The sequence below is a fragment of the Streptomyces sp. NPDC055955 genome (genome assembly GCF_042270245.1).
GTDB lineage: Bacteria > Actinomycetota > Actinomycetes > Streptomycetales > Streptomycetaceae > Streptomyces.
Genome location: NZ_JBHJYS010000001.1, coordinates 618,902 through 636,979, shown reverse-complemented (window position 1 = coordinate 636,979; position 18,078 = coordinate 618,902). Strand labels below are relative to the sequence as shown.

At 72.3% G+C, this 18,078-nt stretch carries 15 protein-coding genes; 8 read left to right on the top strand and 7 right to left on the bottom strand.

What is annotated here, in order from left to right:
* Positions 1 to 30: 30 nt before the first annotated feature.
* The 3 genes from ACFC96_RS02645 (at position 31) to ACFC96_RS02635 (ending at position 3,871) form a co-directional block, all read left to right on the top strand.
* Positions 31 to 1,683 carry a hypothetical protein gene (locus ACFC96_RS02645; RefSeq protein WP_376251174.1) on the top strand — a complete coding sequence of 551 codons (1,653 nt, stop codon included), beginning with the start codon at positions 31 to 33 and terminating at the stop codon, positions 1,681 to 1,683.
* Between the two features lie 59 nt (positions 1,684 to 1,742).
* The gene (locus ACFC96_RS02640; protein WP_376251176.1) at positions 1,743 to 2,930 is read left to right on the top strand and encodes a Gfo/Idh/MocA family protein; all 1,188 of its coding nucleotides are present in this window, start codon (positions 1,743 to 1,745) and stop codon (positions 2,928 to 2,930) included.
* Between the two features lie 155 nt (positions 2,931 to 3,085).
* Positions 3,086 to 3,871 carry a DeoR/GlpR family DNA-binding transcription regulator gene (locus ACFC96_RS02635; RefSeq protein WP_376251178.1) on the top strand — a complete coding sequence of 262 codons (786 nt, stop codon included), beginning with the start codon at positions 3,086 to 3,088 and terminating at the stop codon, positions 3,869 to 3,871.
* Between the two features lie 45 nt (positions 3,872 to 3,916).
* Here ACFC96_RS02635 and ACFC96_RS02630 read toward each other — a convergent pair whose 3' ends face one another.
* A complete protein-coding gene (locus ACFC96_RS02630; RefSeq protein WP_376609749.1) occupies positions 3,917 to 5,044 on the bottom strand; it encodes a ricin-type beta-trefoil lectin domain protein in 1,128 nt (375 codons plus the stop codon).
* Positions 5,045 to 5,268: 224 nt separating this feature from the next.
* On the opposite strand from ACFC96_RS02630, the gene ACFC96_RS02625 reads away from it, so the two are divergent.
* Positions 5,269 to 6,153 carry an SIS domain-containing protein gene (locus ACFC96_RS02625; protein ID WP_376251181.1) on the top strand — a complete coding sequence of 295 codons (885 nt, stop codon included), beginning with the start codon at positions 5,269 to 5,271 and terminating at the stop codon, positions 6,151 to 6,153.
* 42 nt (positions 6,154 to 6,195) lie between these two features.
* On the opposite strand, the gene ACFC96_RS02620 is transcribed toward ACFC96_RS02625, so the two are convergent.
* Together ACFC96_RS02620 and ACFC96_RS02615 are read right to left on the bottom strand one after the other, a co-directional pair.
* Complete coding sequence (locus tag ACFC96_RS02620) at positions 6,196 to 7,473, bottom strand: GAF domain-containing protein (RefSeq protein ID WP_376609916.1); 1,278 nt, start codon at positions 7,471 to 7,473, stop codon at positions 6,196 to 6,198.
* Between the two features lie 329 nt (positions 7,474 to 7,802).
* The gene (locus ACFC96_RS02615; protein ID WP_376609747.1) at positions 7,803 to 9,449 is read right to left on the bottom strand and encodes an acyl-CoA dehydrogenase family protein; all 1,647 of its coding nucleotides are present in this window, start codon (positions 9,447 to 9,449) and stop codon (positions 7,803 to 7,805) included.
* A gap of 18 nt (positions 9,450 to 9,467) precedes the next feature.
* On the opposite strand from ACFC96_RS02615, the gene ACFC96_RS02610 reads away from it, so the two are divergent.
* The gene (locus ACFC96_RS02610; protein ID WP_376609745.1) at positions 9,468 to 10,646 is read left to right on the top strand and encodes a YihY/virulence factor BrkB family protein; all 1,179 of its coding nucleotides are present in this window, start codon (positions 9,468 to 9,470) and stop codon (positions 10,644 to 10,646) included.
* A 51-nt stretch (positions 10,647 to 10,697) separates the two neighbouring features.
* Complete coding sequence (locus ACFC96_RS02605; RefSeq protein WP_376252091.1) at positions 10,698 to 11,390, top strand: DUF6597 domain-containing transcriptional factor; 693 nt, start codon at positions 10,698 to 10,700, stop codon at positions 11,388 to 11,390.
* 14 nt (positions 11,391 to 11,404) lie between these two features.
* Here ACFC96_RS02605 and ACFC96_RS02600 read toward each other — a convergent pair whose 3' ends face one another.
* On the bottom strand, positions 11,405 to 12,421 hold the full coding sequence (locus ACFC96_RS02600; protein WP_376251187.1) for an Lrp/AsnC family transcriptional regulator: 1,017 nt from the start codon (positions 12,419 to 12,421) through the stop codon (positions 11,405 to 11,407).
* A gap of 184 nt (positions 12,422 to 12,605) precedes the next feature.
* Here ACFC96_RS02600 and ACFC96_RS02595 point away from each other — a divergent pair, with 184 nt between their 5' ends.
* On the top strand, positions 12,606 to 13,982 hold the full coding sequence (locus tag ACFC96_RS02595; protein ID WP_376609743.1) for an MFS transporter: 1,377 nt from the start codon (positions 12,606 to 12,608) through the stop codon (positions 13,980 to 13,982).
* Positions 13,979 to 15,163: an amidohydrolase gene (locus ACFC96_RS02590; protein WP_376609741.1), complete on the top strand. Its 1,185-nt coding sequence runs from the start codon at positions 13,979 to 13,981 to the stop codon at positions 15,161 to 15,163. The genes ACFC96_RS02595 and ACFC96_RS02590 overlap by 4 nt, the downstream gene beginning before the upstream one ends.
* A 34-nt stretch (positions 15,164 to 15,197) precedes the next feature.
* Here ACFC96_RS02590 and ACFC96_RS02585 read toward each other — a convergent pair whose 3' ends face one another.
* The 3 genes from ACFC96_RS02585 to ACFC96_RS02575 all read right to left on the bottom strand — a co-directional run bounded on the left by ACFC96_RS02585 (position 15,198) and on the right by ACFC96_RS02575 (position 18,029).
* A complete protein-coding gene (locus ACFC96_RS02585) occupies positions 15,198 to 15,611 on the bottom strand; it encodes a VOC family protein (RefSeq protein WP_376609739.1) in 414 nt (137 codons plus the stop codon).
* A 100-nt stretch (positions 15,612 to 15,711) separates the two neighbouring features.
* Entirely contained in the window at positions 15,712 to 16,626 is a 915-nt protein-coding gene (gene mmuM, locus ACFC96_RS02580; RefSeq protein WP_376251195.1) for a homocysteine S-methyltransferase, read from the bottom strand.
* A 323-nt stretch (positions 16,627 to 16,949) separates the two neighbouring features.
* On the bottom strand, positions 16,950 to 18,029 hold the full coding sequence (locus tag ACFC96_RS02575) for a hypothetical protein (protein ID WP_376227881.1): 1,080 nt from the start codon (positions 18,027 to 18,029) through the stop codon (positions 16,950 to 16,952).
* Positions 18,030 to 18,078: the final 49 nt, after the last annotated feature.

The following is an 18,078-nucleotide window of genomic DNA, read 5'->3' as shown; positions in this document are numbered from 1 at the left end:
TCAACCACTCCTCGCCCCTATAGGAGAGTCATGTCCTCCAGAGACTTCAACCGCCGCGGGTTCCTCGGTGCCGCGACCGTCGCCGGCCTCACCATCGCCGGCGCCGGTTCCCTCACGGCCTGTGGTTCCGGCGCGGCCTCGGGTGGTGGCGGCGCCAAGGCGTCGGCCAAGCTGAAGCTGCCGACGTACGTCCCCGCGAACGTCCCGGCGCCCGACCTGCCGGGCAACGCGGCGGGCCTCGACCCGGCGTACCTTCGCTACCCCAAGAACCTGACCCGCAGCGTCAGCAAGAAGCCGGGCGACGGCAAGCCGGTCACGGCCCTGACCGAGACCTTCACGACCGCGGCCCCCGCGATGAACCGCAACCAGTACTGGCAGGAGCTCAACAAGCGCCTGGGTTCCGAGCTGAAGATGACGATCGTCAACGGCCTCGGTGCCGACGACGTCTACCGCGCGAAGTTCAACGCCACCATCGCCGGCGGCGACATGCCCGACCTCATGTGGTTCCCGCCGAACCAGGGCCTCAAGAACGTCCCCGCGCTGCTCGAGGCGAAGTTCCACGACCTCACCGAGTACCTGTCGGGCGACGCGGTCAAGAAGTACCCGAACCTCGCCAACATCCCCGGGTTCGCCTGGAAGACGGCCGTCTTCAACGGCAAGATCTGGGGCATGGCGGTCCCGTACGGCCGCATGGGCCAGGTCTACGTCGCGAACGAGGACTTCTGGAAGCCGGTCGGCGGCGTGCAGTTCGACAGCGCCCAGGACTTCTTCGACAAGGCGAAGGAGCTCCTCGACGTCAAGCGCAAGAAGTACGTCCTCGAGCCGGCGTACGTGAACCACATCCTGCAGTTCGCCTACTGGCACGGCGCGCCCAACGGCTGGCGCGCGGAGGGCGGCAAGCTCACCCACTACTTCGAGACCGACGAGTTCCACGCCGGCCTGGAGTTCGCCCTCAAGTGCCAGAAGGCGCAGCTGTTCTGGCCGGACCCGAACCTGCCGACGACCCTGGAGAAGATGGAGGGCGGGTTCCTCGGACTGCACGTCCAGTCCTTCCCCGGCTTCCTCAGCGACAGCAACCAGTACGACTGGCCGGAGAAGGTCGTCATCCCGTTCGCCGCGGAGAAGGGGATGACCCCCACTTGGGGCTTCGGCTACGGATCGGTCGGCTTCACGGCCATCAACAAGGCCGTGAGCAAGGACCGTATCGACACGCTGCTCCAGGTCATGAACTACCTCAGCGCCCCCTTCGGCACCGAGGAGCGGCTCTTCCTGGACAACGGCATCGAGGGCACGCACCACACCCGCTCCAAGGACGGCGACGTGCTCCTCAACAAGAAGGGCAACGCCGAGGTCATCACCACCCGCCAGGCCATCAACTTCTTCGGCAACGCCCCCGAGACGCTGTACCTCCCGGGCAAGCCCGACATCACCCGCGGCATCCACGCCGCCCAGGTCGAGCTGATGAAGCTCGCCAAGATCAACCCGACCACGGGCTTCTTCTCGGACACCAACGCCAACAAGGGCGCCTCCTCGAGCGACACCGTGTACCAGGCCGTCAAGGACATCGTCGCCGGCCGCACCCCGCTCTCCTCCTTCAAGAAGGACATCCTGCCGACCTGGCAGCGCGAGGCGGGCAACGCGATGCGCGACGAGTTCGAGAAGGCCATCGCCGACAGCAAGTAGCACCGCCCGGCAGGACCCGCACCCCTACGCGTATCGCACACAGAACAGGACACCCGCACGTGGAAGACCTGCGCATCGGAGTCATCGGGCTCGGACTGCGACGGAACCTGGCGACCGCCGCCCACCGCCCCGGCAACGGGTCGGTCGTGGCGGCGGTGGCCGACCTCGACCCGCAGATCCGGGCGAAGGTGCCGGAGCTGTACGAGGGCGCGATCGCCGTCGACGACCACCGAAGGCTCCTCGAGGACCCCTCGATCGACGCCGTCATCGTCGCCACCCCCGACGACACCCATGAAGCCATCGCCTGCGAGGCTCTCGAGGCGGGCAAGCCGGCCTACGTCGAGAAGCCGCTCGGCATCTCGGTCGAGCAGTGCGACACCATCCTGCGCACCGCGTACAAGACCGGCACCCGCCTCTACGTCGGCCACAACATGCGCCACATGGGCGTCGTGCGTCTCATGCGCGACATCATCGCGCGCGGCGAGATCGGCGAGCCGAAGACCGTGTGGGTACGGCACTTCGTCTCGTACGGCGGCGACTACTACTTCAAGGACTGGCACGCCGACCGCACCCGCACCACGGGCCTCCTCCTCCAGAAGGCGGCGCACGACCTCGACGTGGTGCACTGGCTGGCCGGCGGCTACACCAAGCGTGTCAACGCCCTCGGCGACCTCATGGTCTACGGGGACCTGCCGCGCCGCGAGCCGGACACCCCGCGCCCCGACGGCTGGCTGAAGGAGTTCGACTGGCCGCCGACGGAGCGCCACGACCTGCACCACGTCGTGGACGTCGAGGACGTGTCGGTGATGAACATGCAGCTGGACAACGGCGTCATCGCCGCTTACCAGCAGTGCCACTTCAGCCCCGACTACTTCCGCAACTACACGGTCATCGGCACCGAGGGCCGCCTCGAGAACTTCGGGGACAGCCCCGGCGACGAGGTCCGTGTCTGGAACACGGGCCCGACCGGCTACCGCAAGGACGCAGACATCGTCTACCGCGTGCCCGAGGCGACGGGTTCGCACGGCGGCGCCGACGAGCGCATCATCGGCGAGTTCTGCCGCTTCGTGCGCGAGGGCGGCGTCACCGACACGTCGCCCGTCGCGGCCCGGATGAGCGTCGCCGCCGGTGCGCTCGCCACCCGCTCGCTGCGCGAGGGGGGCGTCCCGTACGACGTGCCGGAGCTGGAGCCGGAGCTTCTCGCGTACTTCGACGGCGGTCAACTGCCGCGCGACGCCGGGCAGTAGCAGTCACAGCGCAGGCGTGGGCGGGCCCGTCGGAGGGGGCGGGCCCGCCCACACCCGCGTGCGCACACAGACGGTCACGTGTAAGTGCGCGGATGATCACGTCTGGATGCGGAGAACGGCGCGGGTTACGCTACGCGCGTCGCGAGGAGGAACAAGTGGGCGCACACGCCCGATGGACCCAACTGCTGGAAATACTCGGCAATGAGGGTCATCTCGATGTCACGGAGGCGGCCGAGCGACTGGGCTGTTCCTCCGCCACGATCCGGCGCGACATGGACGAACTGGCCCGGCAGTCCCTGCTGACCCGCACGCGCGGCGGGGCCGTGGTGAGCTCCGTCGCCTACGACCTGCCGCTGCGTTACAAGACGGCCCGCAAGGCGGACGAGAAGCAGCGGATCGCCAAGGCGGTCGCCGAACTCGTCCCGTCGGGCTCCGTCGTCGGCATCAACGGCGGCACCACGACCTCCGAGGTGGCCAGGGAACTGGCCGTCCGCACCGACCCGGGCGGCACGTCCGGCGGCGTCGCGCTGACCGTCGTCACCAACGCGATCAACATCGCCAACGAGCTGGCGATCCGCCCCCATGTGAAGATCGTCGTCACGGGCGGCGTGGCCCGGCCGAGCTCGTACGAACTCGTCGGCCCGCTCGTCACGTCCGTCCTGCAGAGCCTCGCCCTCGACTACACGATCCTCGGTGTGGACGCGGTCCACCCGGACCTCGGCGCGGCCACGCACGACGAGTCGGAGGCCAGCGCGAACCGCTCGCTCGCCGAACGGGCGGGCACGGTCATCGTGGTGGCCGACTCCTCGAAGCTGGGCCGCCGGGCGTTCGCCCAGGTGTGCGCGCTGAACGCGGTGTCGATCCTGGTCACCGACAAGGACGCCCCCGAGGCGCTCGTCGAGGAGATCACGGCGCAGGGCATCGAAGTCGTCTGCGTGTGACCGGGCGCCCGTGGGGCGTGGCGGCGGCGCCCGGTCACGGATGCATCAACTCGGCGTCGTCCAGAGCTGGTTGGCGCCACCCGTGCAGGTGTACGTGATCAGCCTCGTGCCGTCCGTGCTCGCGCCGCCCTGGGCGTCCAGGCACTTTCCCTGGTTGACGAGGGTGTCCCCGGATCGCTGCCACTGCTGCGCGGCCGAGCCGTCGCACGCGGAGAGCTGCACCGAACTCCCGCTCGCCGTCATGCACTTGTAGAGCGCGCGTACGGTGCCGTCGTGGGACAGGACCCAGTTCTGGTTGTTGCCGCCGCCGCACGTCCACAGTTCGAGCGGGGTGCCGTCGGTGCTGCTGCCGCCCGTGATGTCGACGCACTTGCCGCTGCCGCCCGTGATGTCGCCCGAGGCGGAGTTGCCGGTCGCGTCGTCGTGCACGCTGCCGCCGGAGACCTGGGTGACCCCGGCGTACTGGGTGCAGGTGCTGCTCGTGGACGTCGAGCCGACGGAGGCGGTGACGGCGGAGCCGCCCGTCGACGTGCCCTTGGGGAGGTCGAAGCGGGCCCGTGAGTAGGGCTCGTCCTCACAGGTCGCCGAGTTGCTGTTCCAGTCGAAGTACTCGACCCAGTCGACCATGCCGCCCGCGCTGATCCGGGCGCCCGAGCCGACCTGGAGGCTGCCCAGGACGAAGGACGTGCCGGCCGTGACGTCGGAGATCGTCGCCTTGTACCAGCCGTCGGTCGTGTCGGGGGAGACGCGGTAGGTGTAGTGGTGTCCCGCCGTGAACGCCTGGTTGTAGCGGCACGTGTACCCGGTGCCCGACTCGTCGAAGGTCTGGCAGTACGTGCCGGCCGAGCCCGCCTTCGCCGCCGTCGAGCCCCACAGGGAGAAGAGGAACATGCCGGTGCCGGTGCGCCAGCGCTGTTGGCCGACGTAGCCGCCGACGCTGTTGGTGAAGTCGAACTGGTGGGCCCAGTAGACGTTTCCGCGGCCCGGGTCCGCCTCGACCGTCGTCCCCCAGGTGGCCTCGGTGAGGGCCGTCGTGCCGGACGGGAAGCCGTAGTTGGTGTAGGTGCCGGGGGTCTGCCCCGCGGCCTGGGCCGGTGCGGACAGGCCCAGAGCGGCGGCGACCGCGACGACGGCGGTCAGGCAGACGGATCTGATGGATCTGAAGCGACGCACAGGTTCCTCCTGAACGGTGGGGGAGGGAGGTGCTTGCAGACATGCGCTTGTGCTCGTGCTCGTGCTCGACAAGAGAGTGGCCGCGACGGATGGGCAAGGGCATGGACTTCTGGTGCGCGCACATGGACTCTCGGCGAGGTTCGAGGAGATGTGCTGATCTCAAATGCTTGAAAACGCGCTATAACTTGCACAACCAAGCATGTGCTGGGATGTGAGGGTGCGTCATGAGCCATATGGAGAACGAGCTGTACAGCCAGCCCGAGTGCTGGGACCGGGCGGCCGAACTGGCGCTGGACCGGCGGGCGTTGCTCCCCGAGCCGGGCGAGCGGGTCGCCGTCGTCGGCTGCGGCACCTCGCTCTTCATGGCGCAGGCCGCCGCCGCGCTGCGCGAGGACGCCGGCCACGGCGAGACCCACGCCCACGCGGCCTCCGAGTTCCCTGCCGGACGCCACTACGACCGGGTCGTCGCCCTGACCCGCTCGGGCGCCACCACCGAGGTGCTCCGCCTCCTCGCCGGGCTGCGCGGACGCGTCAGGACCACCGTGATCACCACGGACGCCGCGACCCCGGTGGCCTCGGCCGCCGACGACGTGCTCACACTCGACTTCGCCGACGAGAAGTCCGTCGTGCAGACCCGCTTCCCGACCTCGGCCCTCACCCTGCTGCGCACCCACTTCGGGCTGCACTCGCAGGACGTCGTGGACGACGCTCACGACGCGCTCGCCGAGCCGCTGGCCCCGTGGCTCGTCGGCTGCACACAGTTCACGTTCCTCGGCCGGGGCTGGACCGTGGGGCTCGCCGGCGAGGCGGCCCACAAGATGCGCGAGAGCCGGCTTCCCTGGACCGGCGCGCATCCGGCCCTGGAGTACCGGCACGGCCCGATCAGTTGCTCGACCCGCGGCACCGTCACCTGGATGCTCGGCGAGGCGCCCGCCGGTCTCGCCGACGAGGTGCACGCCACCGGCGGCATGTGGGTGGCCGGCGGCCTCGACCCGCTGGCCGAACTGGTACGGACGCAGCGCCTCGCGGTGGCGGTCGCGGTGGCCGGCGGCCGTGACCCGGACCGGCCCCGCCACCTCACGCGCTCGGTGATCCTCGCCCGGGTCTGAGAGGCAACTCCGTCCGAGGGGACCGCTGTTGTGGGGACGGGGTCAGCGCGGCGGCGCCGACCGTGATCTCAGCACGCCGGGCGCCACCGAGTGCGGCAGCAGGTCCGCCGGACTCTGCGGGAGCACCACCTCCAGCTCCGCCTCCTCGTGGAAGCGGTACGGGCGGTGCCCGAGCAGGCTGCCGAGATAGCGGCGTACGCGCGACATCTCGGCGCGCACCGTCACCGTGCGCGTCGGGTCGCCGAACATGTCCTCCGAGAGGCCCGACGCGCTGCGCCCGCCGGGGCGGTGCAGGGCCAGCAGATAGAGGAGTTCGGCGTGGCGCGGGCTCAGCTCGTGCGTCCAGGACCGCGTGCCGTCCGTCACCGTGACCGACCAGCTCCGGGGCCTGCTCACGTCCAGGACGACACGGGTGCCGCCGAGCGGTTCGGCCGCCCCGTCCGGGCCGTCGGGCCGCAGCAGCCAGCCGCCCGGCAGCGGCGCCACCGCGCACATGCCCAGCGTCGGCACCCAGGCCCGCCCGTCCGAGAGTTCCGAGAACTCGGACAGCGACTTGGGCAGCGCGATCCGGTCCACCGGCTGCATCCCCGTCACCGCAGCCGTCCAGCCCTGGACGTCCACCGCGACCGCCCGGCCGCCGATCCGCGCGAGCACCGGCGCCGCGACGGCCCGCAACCGGTCGAGCGCCGCCGCGTGCCGCTCCCGCAGCCGCGCCTCCGCCAGCTGCGCGACCGTCCCGACGAGCGAGAGCGTCGCCGGGTGCATCGTCTCCAGCGGGCCGCTCACATCGACGACGCCGATCAGCTGCCCGTCGCGCGGGTCCGTGATCGGGGCCCCCGTGCACGTCCAGCTGTGCAGCGACATCACGAAGTGCTCGGCGGAGAAGACCTGCACCGGGCGCCGCGTCACGAGCGGCGTGCCCACCCCGTTCGTCCCGACGGTCTGCTCGGCCCAGTCCGCGCCCGGTTCGAAGCCGAGCCGGTCGGCCTTGTGCAGCACCGCCGCGCTGCCCTCGCGCCACAGGATGCGCCCGTCCGCGTCGGACACGACCATGATGTGCTGCGCCGCGTCCGCGACGGTGACCAGCGCCTCGCGCAGCACCGGCAGGATCTCCAGGAGCACGGACGACTGGCGGCGCTCCTCGAGCTCCTCCGGGCTCAGCAGGCCCGAGCGCACGTCACGGTCCGGGTCGACCCCGCTGCGGAGCATGCGGTTCCAGGACTCGCCGATCACCGGGCGCGGCAGGATCTGCGGTCGCTGCCCCGACAGGGTCGCGGCGCGGACACCTTTCAGGAGCCGCGCGGCCAGCGAGCAGTCCATGGTGGACAGCCGGCCGAGATCGACGGTCGAGTTCTGCTGCGTCACGGGTCCTCCTGGAACAGACCAGTGCGTGGGGACGTGTGCATATCGTGCCGCTTCACCGGCCTTCTTGGGGCGGAAAAGCGGGCGCGACAGTTGCAACCCTCTGCAACTCTGGCGAACAGCCGTACGTCGGTCGAAGCTGAAACCGTGCCGCTCCGGCGGCGCGGGAGCTCCTCAAGGGGCCTGAAGGGCGGGGGTGATGCCGTGTCGGCGCAGCATCACCCCCGTGACTTCCGTCGTCGACCCCTGTGGCCCCGGTCGTGATCCGGTAGCCCCGGGCCCCTCGCTCAGCTCGCGGGGCGCGCCCGCTCGACGACCGACCGCAGGTCCAGGCTGTGCGGCAGCGTGCCGAACGCCGCACCCCAGTCCCCGCCGAGCCGCGAGGCGCAGAACGCGTCGGCGACCTCCGACGGCGCGTGACGCACCAGCAGCGAGCCCTGGAGCACGAGAGCGATCCGCTGCACGACCCGGCGCGCCCGTGCCTCGATGCCTTCCAGGTCGGCGAGTTCGGTCAGCAGGTCCTTGATCGCGCCGTCGAGGCGGTGATCGGCGCCGCGCGCCCTGCCGACCTCCTGGAGGAACGCGTTGAGCGCCTGCGGCTCGCGCTGCAACGCCCGCAGCACGTCGAGCGCCTGCACATTGCCGGACCCCTCCCAGATCGAGTTGAGCGGCGACTCGCGCAGCAGCCTCGGCATGCCGGACTCCTCCACGTAGCCGTTGCCGCCCAGGCACTCCAGGGCCTCCGCCGCCATCGGCGTACACCGCTTCGTCACCCAGTACTTGGCGGCCGGCACCGCGATCCGCAGGAACGCCCGCTCCTGCTCCGACCCGGTGTCCTGCACGGCGTCCTGGGCGGCCGCGAGCCGCAGCGCCAGCGTCGTCGCGGCCTCCGACTCCAGTGCCAGGTCGGCCAGCACGTTGCGCATCAGCGGCTTGTCGACGAGCCGGCCGCCGAACGCCTCGCGGTACGTGCAGTGGTGGATCGCCTGCGCGACGGCCTGGCGCATGATCGCGGCCGAACCGAGCACACAGTCCAGGCGCGTGGCGGCGACCATCTCGATGATGGTGCGCACCCCGCGCCCCTCGTCCCCGACCCGGCGCGCCCACGTCCCGTCGAACTCGACCTCGGCCGACGCGTTCGAGCGGTTGCCCAGCTTGTCCTTGAGCCGCTGGATCGCGAACGGGTTGCGCGTGCCGTCCTCCAGGACACGCGGCAGCAGGAAGCACGTGAGTCCCCCGGGGGCCTGCGCCAGGACGAGGAACCCGTCCGACATGGGCGCCGAACAGAACCACTTGTGCCCGGTCAGCTCGTACGTGCCGTCCTCGGCGAGCGGCGTCGCCCGCGTCGTGTTCGCGCGGACGTCGGAGCCGCCCTGCTTCTCCGTCATGCCCATCCCGAACACGACGCCCGCCTTCGTGGCGGCGGGCCGCAGCCCCGCGTCGTACACCGTCGACGTCAGCCCGGGCTCCCACTCGGCGGCCAGCGCCGGGTCGGCCCGCAGCGCGGGCACCGCCGCGTGCGTCATCGACAGGGGGCAGGTGTGGCCCGCCTCGACCTGGCTCCACACCAGGAACGCGGCCGCGCGCCGCAGATGGCCGCCGGGCCGCGACCAGGCCGACGTGAGCCCGGCCGAGACGCCCTTGGCCATGAGGCGGTGCCAGGCCGGATGGAACTCGACCTCGTCGACGCGGTGCCCGTAGCGGTCGTGGGTGTGCAGCGTCGGCGGATTCCCGTTCGCCAGTACGCCCCACTCCTGCGCCTGGGCGGAACCGGCGGCGCGGCCGAGGCCGCCGAGTTCCTCGCGGGCCTCGTCCATGAGCGAGGGCTCCAGATGCCGTTCGACCCCTTCGGTGAGAGCCCTGTCCGCGGCAAAAACGTCATATCCCACCAGGGGCGGAGCCTGGTTGGTCACTGCGTGGGTGGTGGCTGCCATGACAGATACGGTAAGGACGTGCACCAGGCAAAAGAAACACCCGATCGGCCACGCAGGGGCCGACTCCACCGGGCCCGCGCCCTCTATCGCAACGTCTCGAAGCGCAGGACCGCCTGGCTGCTGCTCAAGGACACCGTCAACTCGTGCATGGAGTACCGCATCCTCGGGCTCGCCGCCGAGGCGGCGTTCTTCACACTCCTGTCCGTGCCCCCGCTGCTCCTCTCCCTCATCGGGCTGCTCGCCTACGTCGACACCTGGACCGGCGCCCACACGATCGCCGGCGTCCGCGACAACATCCTGGAGGCGTCGCGCACCGTCCTGAGCGACCAGGGCGTGAAGGAGATCGCCCGGCCGATCCTCGACGACGCGATGAAGGGACGCCCGGACGTCATCTCGATCGGCTTCCTGTTCTCGCTGTGGTCGGGCTCGCGCGCGGTGTCCACGTTCGTCGACACCGTGACGGTCATGTACGGGCTCGACGGGGTGCGCGGCATCGTCAAGACCCGCCTGCTCGCCTTCCTGCTGTTCCTGATCGCGCTGATCGTCGGCTCGGTCGCGCTGCCGCTGATGATCGCGGGCCCGGACGCGGTGATCGCCCTGGTCCCGTGGTCGGAGACCGTGGTCCAGGTCCTGTACTGGCCCGTCGTCCTCCTGCTGTCCGTGGTCTTCCTGACGACGCTCTACCACGTGTCCGTGCCCGTGCGTTCGCCCTGGATCGAGGACGTCCCCGGCGCCCTCGTGGCCCTCGCGATGTGGGTGCCGGGCAGCTTCCTGCTCCGCCTCTACATCACCAGCGCCATCGAGGGCCCCACCATCTACGGGTCCCTGGCCGCGCCCGTCGCCGTGCTCCTGTGGATCGGCGTATCGGCGTTCGCGGTGCTCGTCGGCGCCGCGGTGAACGCGGCGATCGACCGGGTCTGGCCGTCCGTCGCGACCTCGGTCGCCCGCGCCGCCAACGAGCGGTGGCGGACCAAGCAGGCCGCGGAGTACGTCGCCCGCTCCGCCGCCCGCGAGGCGCACGGCGGCGTCGACGACGCGGACGACCCCGACATGCCGTCCGAGTTCCCCGAGCGCTGGTCGAAGTTCCTGCCACCGGACGACGTGTCGTCCCGCCTGCGCGCGCACGTGCGCAAGAACGGCGACCATCCGCAGGACCCCGACCGGCGCGACCACCACGACGACGACGGCCACAGTTGACCGGCCGACGCGACCTCGCGCACGCGGCGTAGCCTCGAGGTCGTGGCTGACGTGTACCGGGAGCGGGCGGCACCGAGCGTGGCGGGAGCGGTCCTGTGGACCCGTACCGTCACCCCGGGAGGCGACGGCCCGAGCCCCGCACCGGACGTGCTGCCCGACGGCTGCATGGACCTCCTGTGGACCGAGGGGCGCCTCCTCGTCGCCGGACCCGACACGCACGCGTACCGGCCCGGCATCAGCGGCGCCACCCGGTTCGCCGGCATCCGCTTCTTCCCCGGCACCGCGCCGGCCGTCCTCGGCGTCCCGGCCCAGGAACTGCGCGACCGGCGTGTCGACCTCGCCGACCTGTGGCCGTCGGACCAGGTGCGGCGCCTGACCGAGCGCGTCGACGCGGCACACGACCCGGCCGCCGCCCTCGAAACCGTGGCCCTCGAACGGGGAGCCGCGCCGCCCGACGCCGTCCTCGCGCACATCGTGGCGTCTCTCGGCGCGGGCCGTACCGTCGCCGAGACCGCCGACAGCGCGGGGCTCGGCGCCCGCAGCCTGCACCGGCGCTCCCTCGCCGCGTTCGGCTACGGACCCAAGACCCTGGCCCGCGTCCTGCGCCTGCAACGCGCCCTCGCGCTGGCCCGCGGGGGAGTGCCGTTCGCCGAGACGGCCGCCCGGGCGGGATACGCCGACCAGGCCCATCTGGCACGTGACGTGAGGGAGCTGGCGGGCGTGCCGCTGACCCGCCTCGTCTGACCGGGCCGCCGCGCCTACCAGGGCGAGATCGGCTCGATCCCGACCCGGCGCCCCTCCTCGTCGAGCAGGTGCCCCATGCGCTTGACGGTGTGCAGACCGACGATGCGGTCCGTCACCGTGAGCGTGGGCAGCCGGGCGCACAGCGCGGTCTCGCGGCGCTGGATGTCTCCCAGGTCGTGCACCCACAGCGTGGCGAAGATGTTCGCGGGACCCGTGACGGCCGCGACGAGACGGCACTCCGGGAGCGCGGCGAGCGTGCGGTGGACGGTGCCGATGTCCCGCGCGGGGACCTGGCCGAGCAGTGACACGGGGACCGGGTGCCCGGCGAGCGCGGACGCGATGTCGCAGCGGAACGTCAGGACCGCCGAGTCCGTGAGGCGGCGCAGCCTGCGGCGGACGGTGGGCGGGCTGGTGTCGGTGCGCTCGGCGAGTTCGGCTAGGCCGAGCCGACCGTCGCGGACGAGTTCGCCGAGCAGGGCCCGGTCCACGGGGTCGAGTTCGAGCCCGCGCGCCGGCTCCTGCGCCGCCGTGGCAGCGCCGAGCGCCGTCATCTGCGAGGGGTCGAGCGAGCGCAGCCGCCAACGGCTGCCCTCGACGTAGAGCGACGTGGCGAACAGGGCGCCGACCGACACGATCCCCGGCAGCTGGTCCAGCTCCCGCGTGAGGAAGCGGCTGAGCGAGGGCAGGTCGGGAGCCAGCACGTCGAGCAGCAGGTCGGAGCTGCCCGGGGCGGTCACCTCGATCGTCACCGCCTCCGGGAGCACGCTCAGCCGGGCGAGCAGCCGCGCCCGCTCCTGCGGCAGGCAGCGCAGCAGCACGAACGCCGTGCAGCGGTTGCGGGTGAACTCACGGCCCGGCGCCGCGTACACCCAGGCGAGCCCCTCCCGGGTCAACCGGTCCCAGCGCCGCGCCAGCGTGCCCGCCGTCACGCCGAGCAGCGGGGAGAGCTCCGACCAGGACGCCCGGGGCCGCAGCTGGAGGGCGTTCACCAGAGCGAGGTCGAGCTCGCTGGCGGTGACCGTTTCTCGCATCACAAGCACTCCGTACGTACGAATCCATGAATATTCGGGGCCGTCCGTGCCTCGGCCCGCACAGTAGCGACCACATTCGGTTCCGGCCACCAGAAGATCCAGAGGTGAAGCTGTGTCCAGACACACAACAGGAACGGGGCGCGGACCCGGAGCGGTGAGCTCCGGCCCGGCCATGGTCGCGACGATGGCCGTCGTCATCCTGTTCAGCGGCATCGTGCAGGGCTATCTGACCCCGCTGCTCCCCGAGGTCGGCCGGAGCCTGCACATCGGCACCGTCGGGCAGAACAACATCTACCTGCTCTTCCAGCTTGCCTGCGCCGTGCTGACACCGCTGCTGTCCCGGCTCGGTGACCTGCACGGACACCGCAGGCTGCTGCGGGTGGCGCTCGCGATGGTGGCGGGCGGCTCGCTCCTGATCGCCGTGTGGCCGTCCGCCGTCACCCTCGCCGTAGGCGTCACCCTCCAGGGCGCCCTCGTCGGCTTCTTCCCGCTCCTCGTGGGCATCCTCCGCTCCCGCGCCCCCGAGCAGAACCGCACCGGGATCTCCCTCCTCGTCGGCGTCCTGCTCATCGCTATCGGCGTCGGCGGGCTCGTGGCCGGCGCGCTCAGCGAGGACCACGCGCAGGCCGGGCTGTGGACCGCGGTCCCCGTCGCCGTGCTCGCCGTCGTCGCCGGTCTCGTGCTGCCGGACAGTGACATCCCGCGCGGCGGCCGCTTCCACTACGGCGCGGCGGCGCTGCTCACCGCCGGCCTCGTCGCGCTCGTCCTCGTCCTCGCGCAGGGCAGCACGTGGGGCTGGGGCTCGGCGCGCACGATCGGGCTCGCCGTCGTGGCCGTCGCCGTCCTCGTGGCCTGGGTGGCCGTCGAGCGCCGGTCCGAGAACCCGCTGGTCAGCGTCCGCATGCTGGCCAACCCGCGGCTCGCGGTGGTCAGCGGCTACACGTTCTGCGCCTCGTTCGGCACGATCGGCTTCCTCGGCGCCAACGCCCTCTTCCTCGGCTCCTCACGGTCCGAGAACGGCTACGGCATGGACATGGGCCCGCAGGCCATCGCCACGATCTCGCTCGCCATGGTCGTCGCCGGATTCGCCGGATCCACGCTGACGCCGCGCCTCGCCCGGCGCATCGGCGACCGCGCCGTGCTCGCCACGGGCGGTGTCCTCGTCGCGCTCGGCTTCCTGGGCATGGCCCTCTTCCACGACAGCCTCGGCCAGTACGTGACCTCCGCCCTTGTCGTGGGCCTGTCGACCGGGCTCTTCGAGTCGATCACGCGGACCCTGTCGGCCGAGGTCGTCGAGGAGCACGAGACCGCGCTCGCCGTCGGCCTCAACGAACTCGCCCTCTCGCTCGGCGCGGCCATCGGCGCCGCCGTCATCGGCGGCTTCTTCACCGCCCACGCCGTGCGCGGCACCACACGCATCGCGGAGTCCGGCTACCTGTGGGGCTGGGGCGCGTGCGCCTGCGCCGCCGTCGTCGGCACCGCCCTCGCTCTGCGCTACCGCGCGCCTCGCGCCGACGCAGCCCCCGTACCGCACCTCGCCCCCACCGGAGACCTCGCATGACCGACACCACCACCGCGCGCGAGACCGTGACGGGCGCCGTACGGAACTGGCGCGAGCATGTCGTCGCCCTCAGCCACGCCCTGCACGACGACCCCGAGACCGCCCTGCGGGAGCACCGCGCGGCGGCACGGATCGCCGACCTCATGGAGAGCGCCGGATTCACCGTCACCCGCGGCGCCGGAGACCTCCCCACCGCGGTGCTCGCCACCTACGGCACCGGCGACCTCGTCATGGCCTTCTGCGCCGAGTACGACGCCCTGCCCGGCATCGGCCACGCCTGCGGGCACAACGTCAACGGCGCCGCGTCCGTCGGTGCCGCCCTCGGCCTCGCCGCCGTCGCCGACGAACTCGGCGTCACGGTCAAACTGATCGGCACGCCCGCCGAGGAGGACATCGGCGGCAAGGTCCTCCTCATGGACGCCGGGATCTTCGACGACGTCGCCGCCGCGATGATGGTGCACGCCGCCCCCGAGGACACCGTGGGCGCCTCCTCGCTGGCCATCGGCGCCTGGGACCTCGCCTACCGGGGCAGGCCCTCGCACGCGGCGCTCGCCCCCTGGGAGGGCGTCAACGCGCTCGACGCCATGACCGTCGCCCAGACCGCCGTCGGCCTCCTGCGCCAGCAGTTGCCGCCCGGCGTCGTCGTGCACGGCATCGTCACCGACGGCGGCCAGGCCGTGAACGTCATCCCGGCCCGCACCGCCGCCCGCTACGAGGTCAGGGCGCGCACCGTGGAGCAGCTCGCCGAGGCCTGGCGGCGGGTCAGGGCGTGCTTCGAGGCGGGCGCGCTCGCCACCGGCGCCGAGCTCGAAGTGCGCGCGCACGGAAGGGACTTCGCCGACCTGCGCCAGGACGAGGAGATGACCCGGTCCTACGCGAGGGCCGCCGCTGAGCTGGGCCGCACGGTCGTCTCGCTGCACGGCGAGACGATGGCGTCGACCGACATGGGCAACGTCTCGCAGCGCATCCCCTCGATCCACCCGACGGTCGGCTACGACACGGGCGGTGCCAAACAGCACACCCCGGAGTTCACCGCGCACGGCAAGACCCCGGGCGCCGACCTCGCGGTGCTCGACGGGGCGACGGCCCTCGCCCTCGTCGGCGTCGACCTCGCGACGTCCGGGGAACAGCGCGCCCGGCTCCTCGACGGGGTGCGCAAACGCCGGGCGAACGCGGCCTAGCCGGGCGGCCGCGTCCCAGCCGGGCGGGCCCCTCTCACGTGGTGGTGGTCAGCGGTGCGAACAGGTCGACCCCGTTGCCGTCCGGGTCGAGGACCACGGCGTACCGCTGGCCCCAGAACGCGTCCCACGGCTTGAGCTCGCCGTCGTACCCGGCGGCCAGCAGCTCCTCGTAGACGGCGTCCACCCCGGCCGCGTCGCCGCAGTCGAAGGCCAGCCCGTGCCGGGAGGCGCTACGGGAGGGGGCCCGCCAGGACGGGTGGAACGACCTCACGGTCTCCTCGGTGTCGAGCAGGACGCGCAGGCCGCCGGGCAGGACGGCCTCCGCGTGCGGCTGCTCCTCGGCGCCCTCGGGGAACGCGAGGCCGAGGCGGCGGTAGAACGTGACGGCGGCGGCCATGTCGGAGACGACGACGCCCACGGCGTCGAGTCGTGCGGTGATCTCGGTCATGCCCCCACCGTAGGCACGCGCCCCCGCACCGGTCTTGAACGAATCGGACACCGCTCCGCCACGTCCCGCTCGGTCGCTGAACGCGGTGTCCCGCGCCACCTCAGTGACGTACGGAGTCGGCCAGCGCCGCGATCTGGGCGGGGCCCACCCGGCAGCATCCTCCGATCAGCCGCGCCCCGGCCCGCTCCCAGCCGGCCACGCGGTCCGCGGTGAACGTGGCCGCGCCCCGCCAGCCGCGCGCTCGCGCGTCCCAGGACTCGCCGCTGTTCGGATACGCCACCACCGGCTTCCCCGTGACGCGTGCGGCCAGCGCCACCGCGGCTTCGACGTCCTCGGGGGCGCAGCAGTTGACGCCCACCGCGACGATCTCGTCCGCGTCGGCGGCGAGCGCGAACGCCTCCTCCAGGGGCTGCCCGGCGCGGGTGCGGTCACCGGCGACGCTGTACGACAGCCACGCCGGGACGCCGAGCCCCCGCACGGCCCGCAGCAGAGCCCGTGCCTCGTCGGTGTCCGGCACGGTCTCCAGGGCGAGCACGTCCGGCCCGGCCGCGGCGAGGGCGTCGAGCCGGGGCCGGTGGAAGGCCTCCAGCTCGGCCACCGTCAGGCCGTAGCGGCCCCGGTACTCCGAACCGTCGGCCAGCATCGCCCCGTACGGACCCGCCGACGCGGCCACCCACAGCGGACCCCGCACCCCCTTCGCCGCCGCGAGCCGGGCCGCCTCGCGCGCCGAACCGACGCTCAGGGAGAGCAGCTCGGCGGCCCGCTCGCGGGAGATCCCGCGCCGCGCGAACCCCTCGAACGTCGCCTGGTAGCTCGCCGTGATCGCCACCGAGGCCCCCGCCTCGTAGTACGCGAGGTGCGCGGCCACGATCGCCTCGGGCCGCTCGGCGAGCAGCCGCGCCGACCACAGGTCGTCGCTCAGGTCGTACCCGGCGGACTCCAGTTGGTTGGAGAGCCCGCCGTCCAGGACGACCGGCCCCGCGGCGAGGGCTTCGGCAAGAGGAGGTGACGTCATACGACGACGCTAACCTGCCGGGCCCGGACGGAATCAGCGCTTGAAGGCCACCGCCGCGTACACGTTGATGTCGTCGTCGGTGACGTCGTTGATGTCGCGGTACATCGTCCGCTCGATCGGGTCGAGCGGGAGGCGAGCCGTGATGCTCTGCACCGGCAGTCCACAGGGCCGCACCTCCCTGCTCCGCAGGGAGGGACGCGGCGACGCTCCGCGTCGCGATCGTCAGATTCGCTTCACCACCGGACGAAGGAATCCCGTCACAGGGACAACAACCTAGCCCCTACGAGCAGGTGTTCGTGATCGACTCCGGCCCGCTCGCACCGTCAACTCCCGGGCACGGGACAAGCCTTGGCCGTCGTACGGGCCGTCACCGAGCCGGCGCGCAGGTCGACCCGGAACGCGTAGCAGCCCTCGTACCAGGGTGTGCTGCGCAACCCGTTCACGCGGGCGGTCAGGGTGATCCGGGCCCCGTCCGCCGAGCGGTCCGTGTGCGTCAGGTTCGCCAGGACCTGCCGCGGCGTGACCGCGTCCTCCTGCCGGAGAGCGAACACCCGCCGCGTCTCGGCGTCCGTCAGCCGGCCGTCCCCGGCCACCGCGTCCCCGAGCGCCCGCCGGATCCTTCCGGCCGCCTCATCGAGCCGGTCCCGCCGGGCCGCCTGCGCCTGAGCCTCCCGCTGCCGCTGGATCCGGTGACAGCCGTCCGGCTTCAGGGGTTTGAAGGTGGCGGTGTGCGGGGCCCGTACGCGGAACTCGTAGCAGTCCCACCCCTGCGGTCCGCTCCCGCCGTCGAGCCGGACGAGCGCCACGGTCGACTGCGCCGCCCCGCTGCCCTCGTACACGCGGTCCTGGAGCCGCACCCCGGGGGTCGACGTCAGGATCGTCCAGCGCGCGGAGTCGCCGGCCGTCCCCTCCGACGCCGTCGCGCGCAGTTCGGCGGCCAGGTCCCGGGCCACGTCGGCCGGTTCGCGGACCGGGCGCGGGGGCAGCCGCTCGCACCGCCCGTCCGGCACTTCGCGCTCGCCGACCGGGGGCGGTGCGGCGGCCGGGGTGACGGTGAACTCGTAGCAGCCGTCAGCGGTCACGGTCCCCATCCACACGCCCGTCCGGCCGGTGAGGAGCGCGGTGACGGTGACGTGCCGTCCGTCGCGTTTCTCGGCCCAGCGGTCAGGACCCGTGCGGAACACGCGGTCCAGCTCCGTCTCGAACAGCGTGCCTCCGGCGGCCGCCGCCGACAGCCGGGTTCTCGTCTCGGCGGCGGCCAGCGTGACGTCGTCCCTGGCCCTGGCCTGGGTACGTCCCGGGGCGGTCTCGAGCCGCCACCAGCCGTACCCCACCAGGGCCAGGGCCACGACGAGCAACGTCAGGCAGCCGTTGAGCACGCATCCACCGCGCTGTCTCTCCACGCGGTCAGGCTGAACCGCCCCCGGTCCCGGCATACGCCTCGTGTCCCAT